The 15989-nt window shown below is 57.8% G+C and carries 21 protein-coding genes; all 21 read left to right on the top strand.

Features of this window, described 5'->3' with window-relative positions; all coding sequences use genetic code 11:
* Positions 1-7 precede the first annotated feature (7 nt).
* On the top strand, positions 8-496 hold the full coding sequence (locus tag BFP96_RS17795; RefSeq protein WP_065936704.1) for a terminase small subunit: 489 nt from the start codon (positions 8-10) through the stop codon (positions 494-496).
* Complete coding sequence (locus tag BFP96_RS17790) at positions 497-2185, top strand: terminase large subunit (protein WP_065887122.1); 1689 nt, start codon at positions 497-499, stop codon at positions 2183-2185.
* Entirely contained in the window at positions 2182-2343 is a 162-nt protein-coding gene (locus tag BFP96_RS30930) for a hypothetical protein (RefSeq protein WP_170876025.1), read from the top strand. Before BFP96_RS17790 ends, BFP96_RS30930 begins: the two co-directional genes overlap by 4 nt.
* Positions 2336-3637: a phage portal protein gene (locus BFP96_RS17785; protein WP_065936703.1), complete on the top strand. Its 1302-nt coding sequence runs from the start codon at positions 2336-2338 to the stop codon at positions 3635-3637. Before BFP96_RS30930 ends, BFP96_RS17785 begins: the two co-directional genes overlap by 8 nt.
* Positions 3638-3639: 2 nt before the next feature.
* Positions 3640-4503 (top strand): head maturation protease, ClpP-related, encoded by an 864-nt coding sequence (locus BFP96_RS17780; protein WP_065936702.1) that lies wholly within the window; start codon positions 3640-3642, stop codon positions 4501-4503.
* A 70-nt stretch (positions 4504-4573) separates the two neighbouring features.
* Complete coding sequence (locus tag BFP96_RS17775; RefSeq protein ID WP_065887125.1) at positions 4574-5770, top strand: phage major capsid protein; 1197 nt, start codon at positions 4574-4576, stop codon at positions 5768-5770.
* A gap of 129 nt (positions 5771-5899) precedes the next feature.
* Positions 5900-6076 carry a hypothetical protein gene (locus BFP96_RS30925; RefSeq protein WP_170876024.1) on the top strand — a complete coding sequence of 59 codons (177 nt, stop codon included), beginning with the start codon at positions 5900-5902 and terminating at the stop codon, positions 6074-6076.
* Between the two features lie 123 nt (positions 6077-6199).
* Positions 6200-6541 carry a head-tail connector protein gene (locus BFP96_RS17770; RefSeq protein ID WP_065887127.1) on the top strand — a complete coding sequence of 114 codons (342 nt, stop codon included), beginning with the start codon at positions 6200-6202 and terminating at the stop codon, positions 6539-6541.
* Positions 6541-6873, top strand: coding sequence for a head-tail adaptor protein (locus BFP96_RS17765; protein WP_065936701.1), 333 nt, complete (start codon positions 6541-6543; stop codon positions 6871-6873). Before BFP96_RS17770 ends, BFP96_RS17765 begins: the two co-directional genes overlap by 1 nt.
* A 9-nt stretch (positions 6874-6882) precedes the next feature.
* Positions 6883-7050 carry a hypothetical protein gene (locus BFP96_RS30920; RefSeq protein ID WP_170876023.1) on the top strand — a complete coding sequence of 56 codons (168 nt, stop codon included), beginning with the start codon at positions 6883-6885 and terminating at the stop codon, positions 7048-7050.
* A 3-nt stretch (positions 7051-7053) separates the two neighbouring features.
* Positions 7054-7557, top strand: coding sequence for an HK97-gp10 family putative phage morphogenesis protein (locus tag BFP96_RS17760; RefSeq protein WP_065936700.1), 504 nt, complete (start codon positions 7054-7056; stop codon positions 7555-7557).
* Positions 7550-7936 carry a DUF3168 domain-containing protein gene (locus BFP96_RS17755; protein ID WP_065887129.1) on the top strand — a complete coding sequence of 129 codons (387 nt, stop codon included), beginning with the start codon at positions 7550-7552 and terminating at the stop codon, positions 7934-7936. Before BFP96_RS17760 ends, BFP96_RS17755 begins: the two co-directional genes overlap by 8 nt.
* Positions 7937-7991: 55 nt before the next feature.
* Positions 7992-8492: a hypothetical protein gene (locus BFP96_RS17750; protein ID WP_065887130.1), complete on the top strand. Its 501-nt coding sequence runs from the start codon at positions 7992-7994 to the stop codon at positions 8490-8492.
* Between the two features lie 38 nt (positions 8493-8530).
* Positions 8531-8860, top strand: a complete 330-nt coding sequence (locus tag BFP96_RS17745) for a hypothetical protein (protein ID WP_065936699.1) — start codon at positions 8531-8533, stop codon at positions 8858-8860.
* A 92-nt stretch (positions 8861-8952) separates the two neighbouring features.
* Positions 8953-9111 carry a hypothetical protein gene (locus BFP96_RS30915; protein WP_170876022.1) on the top strand — a complete coding sequence of 53 codons (159 nt, stop codon included), beginning with the start codon at positions 8953-8955 and terminating at the stop codon, positions 9109-9111.
* A gap of 71 nt (positions 9112-9182) precedes the next feature.
* Positions 9183-10016, top strand: coding sequence for a hypothetical protein (locus BFP96_RS17740; RefSeq protein WP_065936698.1), 834 nt, complete (start codon positions 9183-9185; stop codon positions 10014-10016).
* A gap of 59 nt (positions 10017-10075) precedes the next feature.
* A complete protein-coding gene (locus BFP96_RS17735; protein WP_065936697.1) occupies positions 10076-13504 on the top strand; it encodes a tape measure protein in 3429 nt (1142 codons plus the stop codon).
* Positions 13504-13854, top strand: a complete 351-nt coding sequence (locus tag BFP96_RS17730) for a phage tail protein (protein WP_065936696.1) — start codon at positions 13504-13506, stop codon at positions 13852-13854. Before BFP96_RS17735 ends, BFP96_RS17730 begins: the two co-directional genes overlap by 1 nt.
* A gap of 48 nt (positions 13855-13902) precedes the next feature.
* Positions 13903-14607 (top strand): phage minor tail protein L, encoded by a 705-nt coding sequence (locus tag BFP96_RS17725; protein ID WP_065936695.1) that lies wholly within the window; start codon positions 13903-13905, stop codon positions 14605-14607.
* Positions 14608-14609: 2 nt separating this feature from the next.
* Complete coding sequence (locus BFP96_RS17720) at positions 14610-15392, top strand: C40 family peptidase (protein ID WP_065936694.1); 783 nt, start codon at positions 14610-14612, stop codon at positions 15390-15392.
* Positions 15389-15976 (top strand): tail assembly protein, encoded by a 588-nt coding sequence (locus tag BFP96_RS17715; RefSeq protein WP_065936693.1) that lies wholly within the window; start codon positions 15389-15391, stop codon positions 15974-15976. Before BFP96_RS17720 ends, BFP96_RS17715 begins: the two co-directional genes overlap by 4 nt.
* Positions 15977-15989: the final 13 nt, after the last annotated feature.

The following is a 15989-nucleotide window of genomic DNA, read 5'->3' as shown; positions in this document are numbered from 1 at the left end:
TTTGTTAATGGCGTTAACAACTAAACAGCGCGCATTTGTCGAGGCTGTTAGGAGAGGTGCGTCCAATCGTGACGCGGCAATAGCCGCAGGATACGCAGCTTCCAGCGCTTCGGCCGCCGGATCTAGGCTGGCTAAGCATCCAATGGTTATGGCTGCGTTGGCAGGCGCCCCCGTTAACAAGAATGTTAATGGCGGTGCCACCGCCCATGTCCCTAAACAGGCCCCCCTTGATCTGGATGAGGGCGCCGAAGCGTTCTCATTTGATGCCGCCAGGGTGTTGTCATTTTCCGACCCGAAAGATTTCTTGTTGGCCACCATGAACGACTTCAGCACCGAGCCGAAGTTGAGAGTTGATGCCGCCAAAGCATTGATGCCTTTCGTGCATCCGCGCAAAGGCGAAGGAGGCAAGAAGGACGAAAAGGACCAGGCCGCGAAATCGGCGAGCAAGGGCAAGTTCGGTGCTGCCGCACCACCTCAACTGAGATCGGTGAAGTAAATGAGCGAGCCCGTCTGGAGTACCAGTTGCCCAGATTGGGAAACGAAAATTGTAAATCGCCAGTCGCTGGTGCCTTTTGCGCCACTGTTTCCTGACGAGGCCCGGGCCTGCATGCAGGTCATGGGCGATCTTCGCATTGTGGATGCTCCAGGCAGCCCGCTGATCAGTCAGTCATGCGCCCCATGGATTGATGATTTAGGAAACGCAATTTTCGGTGCATACAACGCTGAAACCGGTGAGCGCCTCATTAAGGAGTTCTTCCTGCTCATCAGCAAGAAGAACGCAAAAAGCACGATTGCCGCTGCAATTATGCTTACGGTGCTGATCCGCAATTGGCGGCAGTCCGCAGAGTTCATCATTTTGGCGCCCACCATTGAGGTAGCCAATAATGCATATGCCCCTGCCAGGGATATGATCAAGCACGACGAGGAACTGAGCGCGCTGCTGCACGTTCAGGACCATGTTCGAACGATCACACACCGCGAATCGGGCGCGACCTTGAAGGTCGTAGCCGCTGACCAGAATACAGTTGGCGGTAAGAAGGCTGCGGTTGTCCTGGTCGACGAATTGCACCTGTTCGGCAAGAACCCACATGCGGCGAACATGCTTCGAGAAGCGACGGGTGGATTGGCTTCCCGGCCAGAAGGTTTCGTGATCTACCTCACGACTCAGTCGGACCAGCCGCCGGCGGGTGTTTTTCGCGAAAAGCTGATGTACGCCCGTGGCGTGCGAGACGGCACGATTGTTGATCCGAACTTCCTTCCGATCATCTATGAGTTTCCGAAATGGATGATTGATGCCGGAGCGCATCGTTCACCCGAGAACTTCTACGTGACCAACCCCAACATGGGTTACTCGGTCAGCGAAAAATTCCTGATTCGTGAAATGGGCAAGGCTGAGGAGGCGGGTGAGGCCGAGGTGCTTGGTTTTATGTCCAAGCACTTGAACGTTGAAATCGGTCTTGCGCTGCGCTCTGATCGCTGGGCTGGTGCGGATTTTTGGGCTGCTGCGGCTATCCCTATTTTGACCTTGGACAAGCTGATCGAAATGTCCGAGGTGATTGCGGTGGGTATTGATGGCGGTGGGCTTGATGACCTTCTTGGGTTTGCCGCCGTAGGTCGTGACAAGCGAACACGCGATTGGTTGGTCTGGACTCATGCCTGGGCTCACCCGTCAGTGCTCGAGCGGAGAAAGGCCGAAGCCCCACGGTTTAAAGATTTCGAGAAGGACGGGAATCTGACGCTATCTGAGCGAATTGGTGATGACGTAGCGGATGTGGCTGACCTGGTAGAGCAGGTAGAGGCATCCGGGCTCCTCGACAAAGTGGGCTGCGACCCAGTCGGTATTGGCGCGATTTATGACGCAATGATTGAACGAGAAATTCCTCCGGAAAAGATCGTTGCGATCAGTCAAGGCTGGAAGCTCGGCGGGGCGATCAAGACCGCAGAGCGGAAGCTGGCCGAGGGCGGTATGAAGCACGGGGGGCAGGCGATGATGGCCTGGTGCGTGAGTAACGCAAAGGTTGAACCCAGAGCCAACTCAATCCTGATCACTAAGCAAGCCAGCGGGTCGGCCAAGATCGACCCCTTGATGGCTCTATTTAACGCCGTGACCCTGATAGCTCTGAACCCTGAAGGCAGGGGTAATGACGACTTCATGGCTGCCATTCGGAATCCAATAATCGTATGAATCCATTGCACGTATTTGTTGCCGCCGCTCTGTGCGGATTCGCCCTGGCCGTCGCGGGGATTTACGTTCTTGCTGGTTTAGGTTGGTCCCTGCTCGCGGGATCGGTGGCATTACTTCTCATCGCTGGTTTCGTGCGCAAGGGGCTAACAGATGGCTAAGTCTCTTTCGTCAGTCATTGGGAGCGCCGCGCGAAAGCCAAGCGCCTCGGTCACTGACTGGATCGGCAAGACGATCAAATTGACGGATGGTGGCTTCTGGGGGCAGTTTCTTGGGGGGCAGTCCAGTTCTGGCAAGACAGTAACGGTCGATAATGCAATGCACCTGTCTGCTGTTTGGGCGTGCGTTCGTATTATCTCCACCTCCGTAGCCGGTCTACCACTAGGGGTGTATCAGCGGGATGCTGACGGCGGGAGAAAGGATGCCCGTGACTTCGCAATATATGACGTTATCCATAACAGCCCCAACGAGGATATGACGGCGTTCCAGTTTTGGCAGGCAATGGTTTCGGCAATGCTGCTGCGCGGAAATGCCTTTGCAGAAATTCTGCGAATTGGTGGCCGAGTTGTAGCTCTGGACTTCCTGTTGCCCTCGCGGGTCGACTTGGATCTGGATGGCGATGGAAGAATTGAGTATTGGTATTCGCCTCGCAAAGGGCCCCGTCGCAAAATTGAACGCTCCGATATGCTGCATATTCCAGCATTCAGCCTTGATGGGCGGGTGGGGCTGTCGGCAATTCGTTACGGTGCTGATGTATTCGGGTCAGCAATGTCTGCTGATGACGCTGCCAACGGCACCTTTAAAAACGGTTTGCTTCCCGCGGTCGCTTTCAAGATTGATCGGACTTTGAAGCCTGAGCAGCGCGAAGAGTTTCGTGACTACGTCAAGCAGGTGTCTGGCGCCCTAAACGCCGGCAGGTCGCCCGTGCTTGAACAGGGCATCACGCCGGAAACGATCGGCATCAATCCTGTGGATGCACAGCTCCTGGAGTCGAGGGCCTATAGCACTGAGGAAATCTGCCGCTGGTTTGGTGTTCCGCCCTGGATGGTTGGCAAGACGGATTCAGGCAGCAACTGGGGTACCGGCCTTGAACAGCAGATGATCGCATTCCTCACGTTCAGCATCAGTTCGGTCACTAACCAAATTCAGCAATGTATCAACAAGCGCCTGCTGACACCGGTCGAGCGCCGCACCTATTACTCGGAGTATGCGCTGGAGGCCTTCCTGAAGGCTGACAGTGCAGGGCGCGCTGAGTGGTACAGCAAGATGACCCAGAACGGCGTGATGACCCGCGACGAATGCAGGGTCAAAGAGAATTTGCCACGGCACGGAGGAAACGCCGACGTGCTCACGGTGCAAACCAACTTGGCGCCGATTGATCAACTCGGCAACAAAACCGATGGCCAAGCCGCGCAGGCTGCCTTAAAAAGCTGGCTCGGCCAGAGCGAGGAGTAAACATGCCGAAATCAATCAAGGCGAACAGCATGCGTTGTGAAATTACGCCGCGTGCACTTGAGATGTGGAACCCAGGCATCCAAGCGGCCCTTGAGGCCGACACAGACACCATCACTATCTACGGAATCATTGGTGAGGATTGGTGGGGTGAGGGCAACACTGTAAAGCGTGTCGACGCAGCGCTTCGTGTCATCGGCGATAACCCGGTCACCGTTTACATCAACTCGCCAGGTGGCGATATGTTTGAGGGTATCGCGATTTACAACCGCCTGATGGAGCATTCTCAGGAGGTCACCACGAAAGTTCTGGGCTTGGCTGCCTCTGCCGCTTCAGTGGTTGCCATGGCCGGCGCCAAGCGGGAAATTGCCAAGAGCGCTTTCTTGATGATCCACAACTGCTGGACTTACTTCGCCGGAAACCGACACGCGATCCGCGAGCTCGCCGATACGATGGAGGAGTTCGACCAAGCTATGGTCGGTGTATATGCCGATACGAGCGGCCAAGACGAAAAGGACATTGAGAAGATGCTCGATGCCGAAACCTACTTGAATGGCACCACGGCTCTCGAAAAGGGCTTTGCCACCGGGTTAATTTCGGCGGCAGAAGTCAAAGAAACAACGGATGAGTCCCGGGCTCAAGCGCAAGCTGCGCGCAAACTCGATGCAGCCTTGGCCAAGTCAGGGATGCCGCGTAGTGAGCGACGAAAACTGATTTCCGAAATCAAGACCGGCATGCCTAGCGCTGCTGGCGGCGACACGCTTCGCGCTGTCGTGCCGGGTAAGCCTCGCGCTGCCCTTGATGTATCCGCGTTTGAAGAAACCGCAACCCAGGCGTCAGCACTACGGGACCTCCTTCCCATTCGCTAGACGACTGTGTCAGCAACCCGATTAGTAACCGCCCAAGTGGCGGTTTTTTCATTTTTGAAGGAAACAAACCATGCCAGTAGATCTGTCCCAAATCGAAGCGTCTCAGAAGCAAACCCAGTCTGACCTGAAAGCCGTCGGCGATCAGATCAAGACTTACGCCGAGCGGACCGAGAAGGAAATCAAAGCCTCCGGCGAGATGCAGGCCGAAACCCGTGCCAAGGTGGATGAGCTGCTGACCAAGCAAGGGGAGCTGCAGGCTCGTATGCAGGACGCCGAGCAGAAACTGGTCAATGCAGGCAAACCGAACGAGCCGGAGACTCAGCAGTCTGCCGGCCAAATGGTTGCTGCCAAAATGCAGGAGGAGGGCGTAAGCAGTTCTTTCCGAGGTTCTCGACGTGTCGAGGTACCGCGCGCAGCAATTACTTCGGCACCAGCTTCCGGCGGAGCTCTTGTTCCTGCTGAACGGGTTGGTGTGATTTTGGCTCCCCAGCGTCGACTCACCATTCGTGACCTGGTAGCGCCGGGTACTACTGGTGCAAACGCCGTCGAATATGTCCGCGAGACGGGCTTCACCAACAACGCAGCCATCGTTGGCGAGGGCTTGGCCAAGCCTTATAGCGAACTGACCTTTGGTCTCGAAAATGCGAACGTGCGCACTATTGCCCATTTGTTCAAGGGCAGCCGGCAAATTCTGGATGACGCCGCCGCGCTGCAAAGCTACATCGATGCCCGCGCTCGTTACGGCCTGCTGCTGGCTGAAGAGGCTCAACTGCTTTACGGCAACGGTACCGGCAATAACCTGCACGGCATCATCCCCCAGGCCCAAGCATATGTGACCCCGGCAGGCATCACGGTAGCGGCTGAGCAGCGTATCGACCGCATCCGCCTGGCCTTGCTGCAAGCCACCCTGGCCGAGTTCCCGTCTACTGGCATTGTGCTCAACCCAATTGACTGGGCGGCAATTGAGCTGCTCAAAGACGGTGAAAACCGCTACATCATTGGCAAGCCGCAGGAAGGCACCTCGCCACGCCTTTGGAATCTACCGGTGGTTGAGACCCAGGCAATTGTTCAGGGCCAGTTTCTTACCGGCGCCTTTAGCCTTGCAGCCCAGATCTTTGATCGGATGGGTATCGAGGTTCTGGTCTCGACTGAGAACGACAAAGACTTCGAGAACAACATGGTCACCATCCGGGCCGAGGAGCGATTGGCCTTCGCGGTCTATCGTCCAGAAGCTTTCGTTACCGGCCCTCTGGTTGCTGCTCCTTAACTTGCTACCGGTTCAGGTCTCAATGGGAGGCCTGGATCGATTGGAGAATTGTTATGAGTCGAGCAAGAAAGAACGAGGCAACTCAGCAAAATAATGAAGCGGAAAAGACGCTGACTGCAGATCAAATAATTGTTGCCAGTCAGTCGGCCAGCGCCCAGCCTGACGCTGCTGACGCTGCTGACGCTGCTGACGCTGCTGACGCTGCTGACGCTGCTGACGCTGCTGACGCTGCTGACGCTGCTGACGCTGCTGACGCTGCTGACGCTGCTGACGCTGCTGACAGCTTCATTACCATCTATCCACTGAGAAGCTATCTAGACGGCAAGGAAATTCGTAATGCTGGAGGTGACGGCTATAGATCACCGAAGCATGAAGCGAGCCTTCTGATTGCCAAAGGATTGGCTACAACACTCAACCCGAAGTCCTGAAATGAACGTCATTCCGACCGATGAAGCGATGCGACACCTGCGAGCCGAAGAGGACGATCGTGCGGATGTTGAGTTGTACCTTGCTGCGGCCGAGGACAGCGCGGCGCAGTTTATGAATCGTCGTTTTTACGCTGATCAGGGGGCGCTGGATGTGGCGATCGCAGAGGGGTCTGCAGGGGATCGCCCGATCCTGATCAATCCAACCATTCGCGCCGCCTGCCTGCTCATTGCCGGCAACCTTTACGGAAACCGAGAAGATGTTGTTGTGGGCACAATCTCTTCAGAGCTTCCTGGCGGATCCCGATCGTTGCTAACGCCATATCGTATTGGCTGGGGGGTTTAATGCGCGCTGGACGTTTGCGTCACTCTTGCAAGATGTTCAAGCCGGTGCTGACCAAGAATAAATCCGGCGGCTTTGATACCACATGGGCCGAGATCGGCAAGCTGTGGGCAGAGATCGCAGTGCCAACTGGACGTGTATCACCCGTTGCCGAGCAACTGAAAGCTGTGATCACCGCCGAGATTCGCATCCGGCCCCGGGCTGATGCTGTCGCGGGCAATCGTCTTGTGCACGCGGTGAAAGGAGTCACCACAACTTACTTGATCGGTGCAGCGCTGCTCAATAATGAGCGCGACATGCTTCGATTACTTTGCTCAAACGTACCCAATCCATAGAGGTGAATCATGAAAGTAGTTGCCCTGGGCACTCTTTCCGGCGCTGCTGGCGACCGGGAGAAAGGCGAGGAATTCACGGTGGACGCCAAGCTTGGCGCCGAACTGATCGGTCGCGGACTAGTTGAGTCTGCTCCTGAGTCGCCCGCCGCCGAAAAGGCCGGAAAGGTCAAGGAGTAGAGTATGGCCGCCCGCCGCTCGCGTATGTCGGGCGACTTCAAGCTTCGCCGTATGCTCCACACAATCCACCAAACCATGGATAACGAGCTTGCCCCGGCTATGCTTGATTCCGCAGACCGCATCTTAACTACCATGAAAGAGTTAGTCCCGAAGGACACGGGTGCCGCCGCGGCAGCTCTCAAAGTGTTCGTTTCGAAAAGTGGCCTTGATGCGCAGATTGGTATTCGCGGAAAGCGAGACAATAGTCGATTTTTCTACCTAAAGTTCATTGAGTATGGAACTAAGGGTTATACGGGCGGGAAGCGTTCTGGCGGGCGGAATCGTCGCGACACAAACAAAAGTGATGGAACTCACTTCTTTGGTAAAAACCCAGATATTCCAGCTCGTCCAGCGCACCCGTGGCTTCGACCTGCAAAGGACGTGAACCGGGAATATGTGATTGCCAATATCCAGGCAGCAATAGGCCGGACGCTCAGCAAGGCTAGCAAGGGGCTATCTAATGGCTGATCCGTCTGTTGCGCTGCAGGAGGCGCTCTACGCTCGGTTACTTGCCGAGGTGTCATGCCCTGTCTACGACGGCGCCCCCATGAACTCACCGATGCCATATGTCTCCTTTGACCGGGAGATATCCACCAACATCTCGCCTATTGCCGGTAGGAAGCGTGAGCAACGGCTGATCTACCTGTCGGTCTGGTCTGACGCCCATGGCCAGGCCGAGGTGAAGCGCATCCTCGGCGAGGTTGCTGCTGCTCTGGACGAGCGCCGCCTGCCGTTGACCGTCGGGCGTGCTGTATCGGTCCGCGTCGAGCAGGCCGACGCCCAGCGCGATGCTGATGGCGTCACATATCAAGGATCGGTAACGGTCCGCGTCATCACCACTCACTAATCCCAACACCCGGCCGCACCGCGGCTTTATCCAATGTGCCCTTGGAGGAACCCCCATGGCCGAAGACAACCTCAACACAGCCGCCGGCTGCCGAATCGGTATCGGCAGCAAAAACGGCGCTAACACTGAAGCGCTCTATAAGGCGGACACCTATGTCGATATCGGGGAGGTAGAAGACCTGGGCGAGTTCGGCGACACGTTCAGCTCTGTGAACTTCACGTCGCTTCGCGATGGGCGCGTGCGCAAGTACAAGGGCACGGCGGACGCCGGCGACCTGACCCTGGCCGTCGGCCTGGACAACGGCGACCTGGGCCAGGCCAAGCTGAAGATCGCTCACCGCGATCGCAGCAAGGGCGATTACAACATCAAGATCACCCTGAACGACGGCGACCCTTCCGCTACCCCGCCATTGCTGCCGACCACGTTTTACATGCGCGGCAAGGTTATGAACAACACTGTCGCAGCGGGCGCAGCTGACAACGTCGTCCGCCGGAACGTCACTATCGGCATCAACTCCGATATTTTCGAAATCGAGCCAGAGCCGGCCGCCGCTTAATCACGGGGCTTCGGCCCCGAATCCTAAGGATTCGACACATGAGCAAAACCCTTTACGGTACCGTCGACATCAAGTTGGGCGACGAAACGTACACTTTGACGCCTACACTCGGCGCCGTACGTGCGATCGAGGCCCACTTCGGCGGTCTGCGCGGTGCGTCCCAGGCCATCAATGCATTGAGCATCGTTGGTTGCGCTGTGATTATCGCCGGTGGTGCTGGCTTGAATGGCAAAGACGCCGAGGCCGTGCCTGATCTGGTGTGGAAGGCGGGCGTGCTGAACGTTTCCGTGCAACTGAACGCGTACCTGGTGGCGCTGTACAATCCGAAAGACCCCGATGCGGGAAAGGAAAAGCCGGCGGCGGCGTAAGTGCTGTCGAGGACGACAGCTACGTCGACCGGCTCTACGCTGTAGCCACCGGCTGGCTTGGATGGCCGCCACACATTGCCTGGTCCACTCCTATGCCCGAATTGTTCCTGGCCATGGATGCCAAGATCGAGTGGGCGCAGATGACCAACCCGTTTGGCACCGGCAAGACAAAGACCAAGTCTGAGAAGCCATCGGCGTCTACCGTGGCGGATAAGCTGCGCCAGGCGCTCACAGGTAGGCAGGCTCAGTAGTACGAGAGTAGCAATAAGTGCTTTTTGAGATCAGGCAGTGGTAAATTCCCTGAAATACAGGGAGTGAAGCGATGCGTGTTTCTATTTTGATTGCTGCAATGGCAGTGTTGTACGGGTGCTCAGGTCCACAGCCTGCTGTACGGTCTTCTGCGGGCAGCGCCCAGGTTTCGCCTACTCAAAAAGAGGTGTTCATAAAGTTCGACCCTGCTGGAAAAAACGTTCAAGCCAAAAGCTTTTCTTCCGCCAAGGACCTCTTAGGGGAGATAAAAAGGCTCGGCGGTCCGAGAGGGGAGTATGAGACCGACGCTGAGTTCGCTAGCAGAATGGCTTCGTTTGGAAACTTTTCCGTAAACGGGGTCGTTCTTCCATCATCGATCAAGTTTGATAGGGTTACCGGTGAGTTCTCGTTGCGTGTCTCAATGCATGACGCTCAGGCGAGGGGATTTAAGAGTGGGCTGGATGCATTGAAGGCGGCCAATACAGACTATCCGGCGTTCGATCTGGGGGAGAACACGTATTCTAGAGGTACCTATTCTGGACAGAACTCTTTCGGGGCGACGGCGCTGATCGAGAAGCAGAAAATTGACCGATATTTTCTAGTGTTCAACCCTGTCCCTAAACCTCCTGGAACCATATTTTTCTACAACGTTTCAGGGAAGTTGAAAATATCTGCAAAAGAAATGGAGAGCGAGCGGGACAATATTCGAGTCAATTTTACCGTGATGCCGGTACCGGGATTTGTGCAGACCGCCAGGAACTATCACGCGCCAACTATCAGTAGTCCGCATGAATCGGAGATTGATAGTTACTTTTTCCAAACAAAAGTTTTTTGGATTAAGGTCGTAAATATCAGAACTGGCCAAGTTTACGACGAAGAAGCAAAAATGAGTATCGAGACAATCTGATTTAATTTATTCATCAAGAAAACCCACTTCGGTGGGTTTTTTATTGCCTGGAGAAAAGCATGGCTGATACCGACGTACAGGGGATGCTCGTCCGCATCGAGGCGACCACCGCCCAGTTGCGTCAGGAAATGGCGCGTGCCGATTCCAGTGTTGCTCAAGCCTCGGGGAAGATCGATAAAAGCTTGGGCCGCGTTGATTCTGCCTTCGATCGTATCGGAGAGCGGGCTCAGCATGCTTCAGGATTGATAAAGGGGGCACTCGCTGCAGCAATTGGTGCTGCTGGTATTGGCAAGATCATTGAGGCGGCCGACTCCTACGGCCAGATGTCTGATCGTATCGGTATGGCGACTGCGAGTGTGGGCGAATACGATCTGGTGCAGCAGCGCCTGCTTGATACCGCAAAGCGCACATACCGACCGCTCGCAGAGGCCCAAGAGCTTTACATCCGAACCTCGGATAGCCTGAAGTCAATGGGTTACAACACCAGCCAAGCGCTGGACGTGATGGACAGTTTCAGCTTTCTGCTTGTCACAAACTCAGCATCAGCTGACAAGGCCGGCGCCGCTATTGATGCGTATTCGAAAGCGCTTCAAACGGGGAAAGTAGAGGCGGACGGTTGGCAATCCATTCTCGCGGCCATGCCGACTGTAGTCGACACCCTCGCAAAAGCCACCGGTAAAAGCGCTGAAGAGATCCGAAGTCTCGGCGCCCAGGGAAAGCTCGGACTCGATATCCTGACGGAGGGTCTTCAGAAGGCTTCAAAGGCGAATGGTGAGCTTGCAGATGCGATGAGCGTAGCTGTTCACGATGCAGTACAAAACCTCTCTAATGCGTTCAGCGTATATGTCGGAAGGCTGGACGAGACGATTGGGTTTACTGGCGTTCTTGGCAAAGCCATCGGCGTGGTGGGTGAGAATTTCGAAACCATCGCCGATGTTGCAATCATGGCCGCCATCGCTGCTCTTGGGCGGTATGGCGCCCTATCTGTCTCATCTGCTGCGTCAGCCACATATTCGGCGCTCAAAGACGTTGCCGCCAGAAAGGCTCAGGCCACAGCTGTGTTGCTGGTGGCGCAGGCCGAGCAGCAGAAAGCCCAGACTTCGGTTTTCTTGGCCGAGAAGGAAGCGATCGCAGCGCGCGGTACCGCAGTCCAGACTCAAATGTCGCTTCAACTGGCCGAGGCAAGACTGGCGGAGACGCGCGCCACTAACGCCGTTGCCGCTGCCCAGACCGGTGTTAGTCGTGCAGGCTTCGGTCTCCTCGGTATGCTCGGTGGCCCCGTAGGCGTAGCCGCGCTCGCGATCGGCGCCGCGACTGCTTTCCTGACTCTGCGCAACAATACAAGCGTTTTAGAAGAGAAACTGGGCGATCTGGGGGACCCCCTTGATAAGCTCGTTGAGCGATTCAACAAGCTCAATCGCGCAACTCAGTCGGTCACGCTGCGCGAACTCAAAGCCTCCATTGAGGATGCCGAGGGCGATTTGACCACGGCCGCCGGCTCGATCGCCTTTGAGTTTCAGAGCAGCCTGACCAATGCTGGCCTCGCCGGTGCTTCTGGGTTCATGGCTGGCATCGCTCCTTTGCCGCCGGAATTCCAGTCGGCAATGGACATCATCAAGAAGGCATCGTCCGACCAGTCGGCCGGTATGGTTGTTGACTGGAAGGCTGTTGCCGACCAGGTGCGCGAAGTTCCCGGAGTGACTGCCGAAATGGCAGACGCACTTGAAAAAAGTGGCGGGGCCGCAGCCGAGAAGGCCGAGTTAATCGCCAAGCTCAGGACCGCACTGGCTGAGCTCACCGGTCAGACCGATGAAAATACCAGGTCAGAGCTAGAAAATGCCGCAGCAAAGGCTGCGGCGGCTGGTGTCGGTCAAAAATATCTCGAACTTTTACAGAAGCAATTAGGCGCAGCCCAGGACAAGACGGCTCTCGCGGCGGCCAATCGGTTCATCTCAGAGAACACGCTTCTAACAGAAGAGATGATTGTTGCCATCCGGTCAGCGGCTGCCGCCAAGGATGCCCAGAAAGCGGCAGACGACGCTGCAACAAAGGCCAAACAAAAGAACACCAGTGCCACCGAGTCTGCCGCCAAGCAGCAACTGAAGTCCTTCGAGACGGCTGAGGAAGGCTACAAGCGTCAGATCGAACTGATCAACACCACCGGCGACAAGCAGAAAGACGCCACAGAGGTCATGAAGCTTTCCTTCGAGCTGCAGGAAGGCAAGCTTGGCAAGCTGAGCGAGGCGCAAAAGAAAAAGCTCATGGGCATGGCTGCCGAGCTGGATGCGCTGAACAAGCTAAAGAAGGCCAATGAGGATGACCTTAAGCTGACGGCCTTCAAAAACGCCCAGGCTCTGACAACCCAGACAACGAAGGATGGTTTTGACCAAGAACTGGCCGGCGTCGGCATGGGGGATAAGGCCAGGGATAGGATGCGTGCCGACCTGGCCATGCGGCAGAAATACGCTGCGGACGTGGTCGCACTCAACGAGCAGCGGAATACCGGGCAGATCGGCGCCGAGCTATACGCCAGCCAAACTCAAGTTCTTCAGGACGAGCTGAACAAGCGATTGCTGGCGCAGGAGAACTTCTACGCCGCGACTGACGAGCAGCAAGCCAATTGGATGAACGGCGTTAATGAGGCGTGGGCGAACTACGCCGATGCCGCCCGCGACTACTCGGCCCAGGCTGCGGACATCACCATCACGGCGCTGCAAGAAGGAACCAGCGGGCTTGGCACTTTCTTCGCCGATGTGGCCAGCGGTGCGGAGGATGCCGACGACGCGCTGGGTGACATGGTTGGCAATTTCGCCAAGTCGATGCTCAAGGCCTTGGGCGACATGGCGGCGCAGTGGTTGATCTACCAGGGTGTGCAGCTGCTCGTTGGCAAGGCAACCCAAGCAGGGGCCGCAACCACGCTGGGGGCGAATGCCGCGGCGATGTCGCTCCAGGCCGGGCTCAACGCGTACGCGTCGACGGCGGCTATTCCGATCATCGGGCCAGCAGCTGCGCCTGCCGCTATGGCCACAGCACTGACCGTCACTGGCCCCCTGGCGCAGGCGGTTGGCATGACTGCCCTCTCGGGTATGGCGCACGACGGTATCGACTCGGTTCCAGAAGACGGCAGCTGGTTCCTGCAAAAGGGCGAGCGGGTGACCACTGCTCAAACCAGCGCGAAATTGGATGCAATGCTGTCCAGGATCGACAACAGCCTGAGCGGTGCCCAACCCGTTGCACGTATCGGGGTTGGCAGCTTGGAATCGGCTGGCAATGGCCGGGCTGCGCTGGTCGGTTCTTCTGCTGATCCGGCGCCAAGCGGACCCACGCAGATCGTCTTCAACGCTCCATTCACCGTTCAGGCCCAGCCAGGCATGAGCAGTCAGGATGCGCAGATGCAGGGTGATTCCATCGGGGCTGCATTGGAGGCACGTATGGGCAAGTTCCTGGATGCAGAGATGCGTCAGGGCGGCCGGCTGTGGAGGCGTTGATGGCTGAGACATTTACTTTTGACGTTGAGGTCGGTGCCGACGGCGATGTCAGCCAGCGCACATGGGAGAACCAGTTCGGCGATGGCATGGCCCAGGCCGGGGGGATTGGCATCAACACCAAGAGCCAGTCCTGGAACCTGGTGCACACCGGCGAGGACTATCCCGGCGAGGAATTGCCGGAGTTGATCAAGTTCCTCGATCGACACGAAGGCTACAAGGCCTTCCGCTACTCGCCGCCCGGGGAACCGGAAGGTTGGTACCGAACCAACGGCTACAAGAAGAAAGCGCTGGGCGCGAACATCTACACCGTCACCTTCTCGGTGAAGCAGGTTTTCAACCCCAGCCCCTAACCCTTATCGAGCCCCGCCCTGTGCGGGACTTCTTGTTTGTGGGGCCACATGATTTACAACTCCGACCTTCAAAAGCTGGAGCCTGGCAACCAAATCAGGCTCTACGAGCTGGACGCTACACGTCTGGGCGCCACGATCTGGCGATTCCACGGCCACGCCCATGAGGGCGACATCATCTGGCAGGGCCAGCTGTACTCGCCGTTGCAGATCGAGGCCAAGGGCTTTGACATCCGCGGCGACGGCAGGCCTGCCACGCCCACGCTGCAGGTGGATGACGAGCTCGGCGGGGTGCGCGGCGCAATCACCGCGCTGTGCTTCCAGTTCCGCGACCTGGCCGGCTCGAGGGTCAAGGTCATCGAGACGTTCCGCCACTTCCTGGATGCGGCGAACTTCCCAGAGGGTAACCCGGAAGCCAGCAACCAGAGCAGGACGAACCTCTGGTTTATCGAGCAGAAGCCAGAGGCGCTGCCCAGCATCTCGGTGACGTTCGCGCTGTCGAGCCCCACCGACATGGAGGGGCAGATGCTGCCCGCCCAGCAGATCACCAAGTTGTGCAGATGGGCTTGCCGTGGCGGTTACCGGCAGGAGGCCTGCGCCTATACCGGCACCGCGATGTTCGACAAGAAGAATCAGCCCACGGATAACCCGGCCCTGGACCGCTGCGGCGGCTGGTGGAGCAGCTGCAAGATTCGTGGCAATACCCGCCGCTTCGGTGGATCCATGGGCGCGAGCCTTATCGCAACTTCGAGGTAGCCATGCGTATCAACCAGAAATTACAGGACGAGATTCGCGCACACGCGGAGCGTGTCTACCCCGCTGAAGCCTGCGGCGTGCTGATCAAGTCGGCCGCCGGCCGGGAGTACGTGCCCTGCGCGAATCTGGCCACGACGCCGCGCGAGCACTTCCAGATTGATCACAAGGACATGGCGGCCGCCGAGGATCGCGGCGAAGTGCTGGCGATCATCCACAGCCACCCCGACAAGGCGCCCACGCCGAGCATGGCGGATCGCGTCAGCTGCGAATTGCACGAACTGCCCTGGGGCATCGTGGGCTGGCCGGGCGGAGACTTCGAGTGGTTCAAGCCATCGGGCTTCCAGGCGCCGCTGCTGGGCCGCGACTTCTCCCATGGCCTGCTGGACTGCTGGGCAGCCTGCCGCGACTGGTACGCGCGCGAGGCAGGCCTGGACCTGCCGAACTTCGAGCGCACCGACCTGTGGTGGGAGCAGAAAGACGGACCCAGCCTCTACGAGGACAACTTCGCGGCTGTTGGTTTCTACCAGGTGAGCGAGGCGCAGCGCGGCGACATGCTGGTGCTGCAGGTGCCAACACCGGGCCGGGAATGCTACTTCCCCAACCACGCCGCCATCTACCTCGGCGACCAGCCAGCTTTGAACAGCGAGCCAGCACCGGCGCTCGGCGGCTTTGGCCCGTTCATTTATCACCACATGGCCGGCCGCCCGGCGGCGCGCGAGATCTACGGCTGGTCGATGGCCAGCCGCGTTCAGCTGATCCTCCGGCACAAGGACTACCGCCCATGACAATGCGCACCATCAAGCTCGGCGGGGTGCTGGGCAAGAAGTTCGGCAAGGAATACCAGCTTGATCTGTACGGCATCCACGACGCCATGACCGCGCTCTGCATGATGAAGCCTGGCTTCGAAAAGTACATGCGCAGCGCCGAAGAGCGCGGCATGGTCTTCGCGGTGTTTGTCGACGAGCGAAACATTGGTACCGAAGAGCTCGAAATGGTTGGCCGGACCGAAGGCGACATTCGGATTCAGCCAATCATCCAGGGCAGCAAGCAGGCCGGCCTGTTTCAGACCATTCTCGGCGTTGCGCTGATCGTAGGCGGCCTGTTCACCGGCGGCACATCTTCGGCCTTGGGTATGGGCTTGCTGGCCGCCGGCGCGGCGGTAGGCCTGGGCGGTATGGTTCAGATGCTTTCGCCGGCCACCACGGCCACCACCGACAACCAGAACGACGACGGCAACAACCCAAGCTACGGTTTCGGCGGCGCCGTCACCACCATTGCCCAGGGCAACCCATACCCATTGCTGTACGGGGAGCGCGAGATCGGCGGCGCGGTGGAGTCGGGTGGGATCTACACCCAGGACAACATCTGATCCAGCCACTACC

This window comes from Pseudomonas sp. 34 E 7 (genome assembly GCF_900005715.1).
Classification (GTDB): domain Bacteria; phylum Pseudomonadota; class Gammaproteobacteria; order Pseudomonadales; family Pseudomonadaceae; genus Aquipseudomonas; species Aquipseudomonas orientalis_A.
This window is presented reverse-complemented; position numbering and strand designations above follow the sequence as displayed.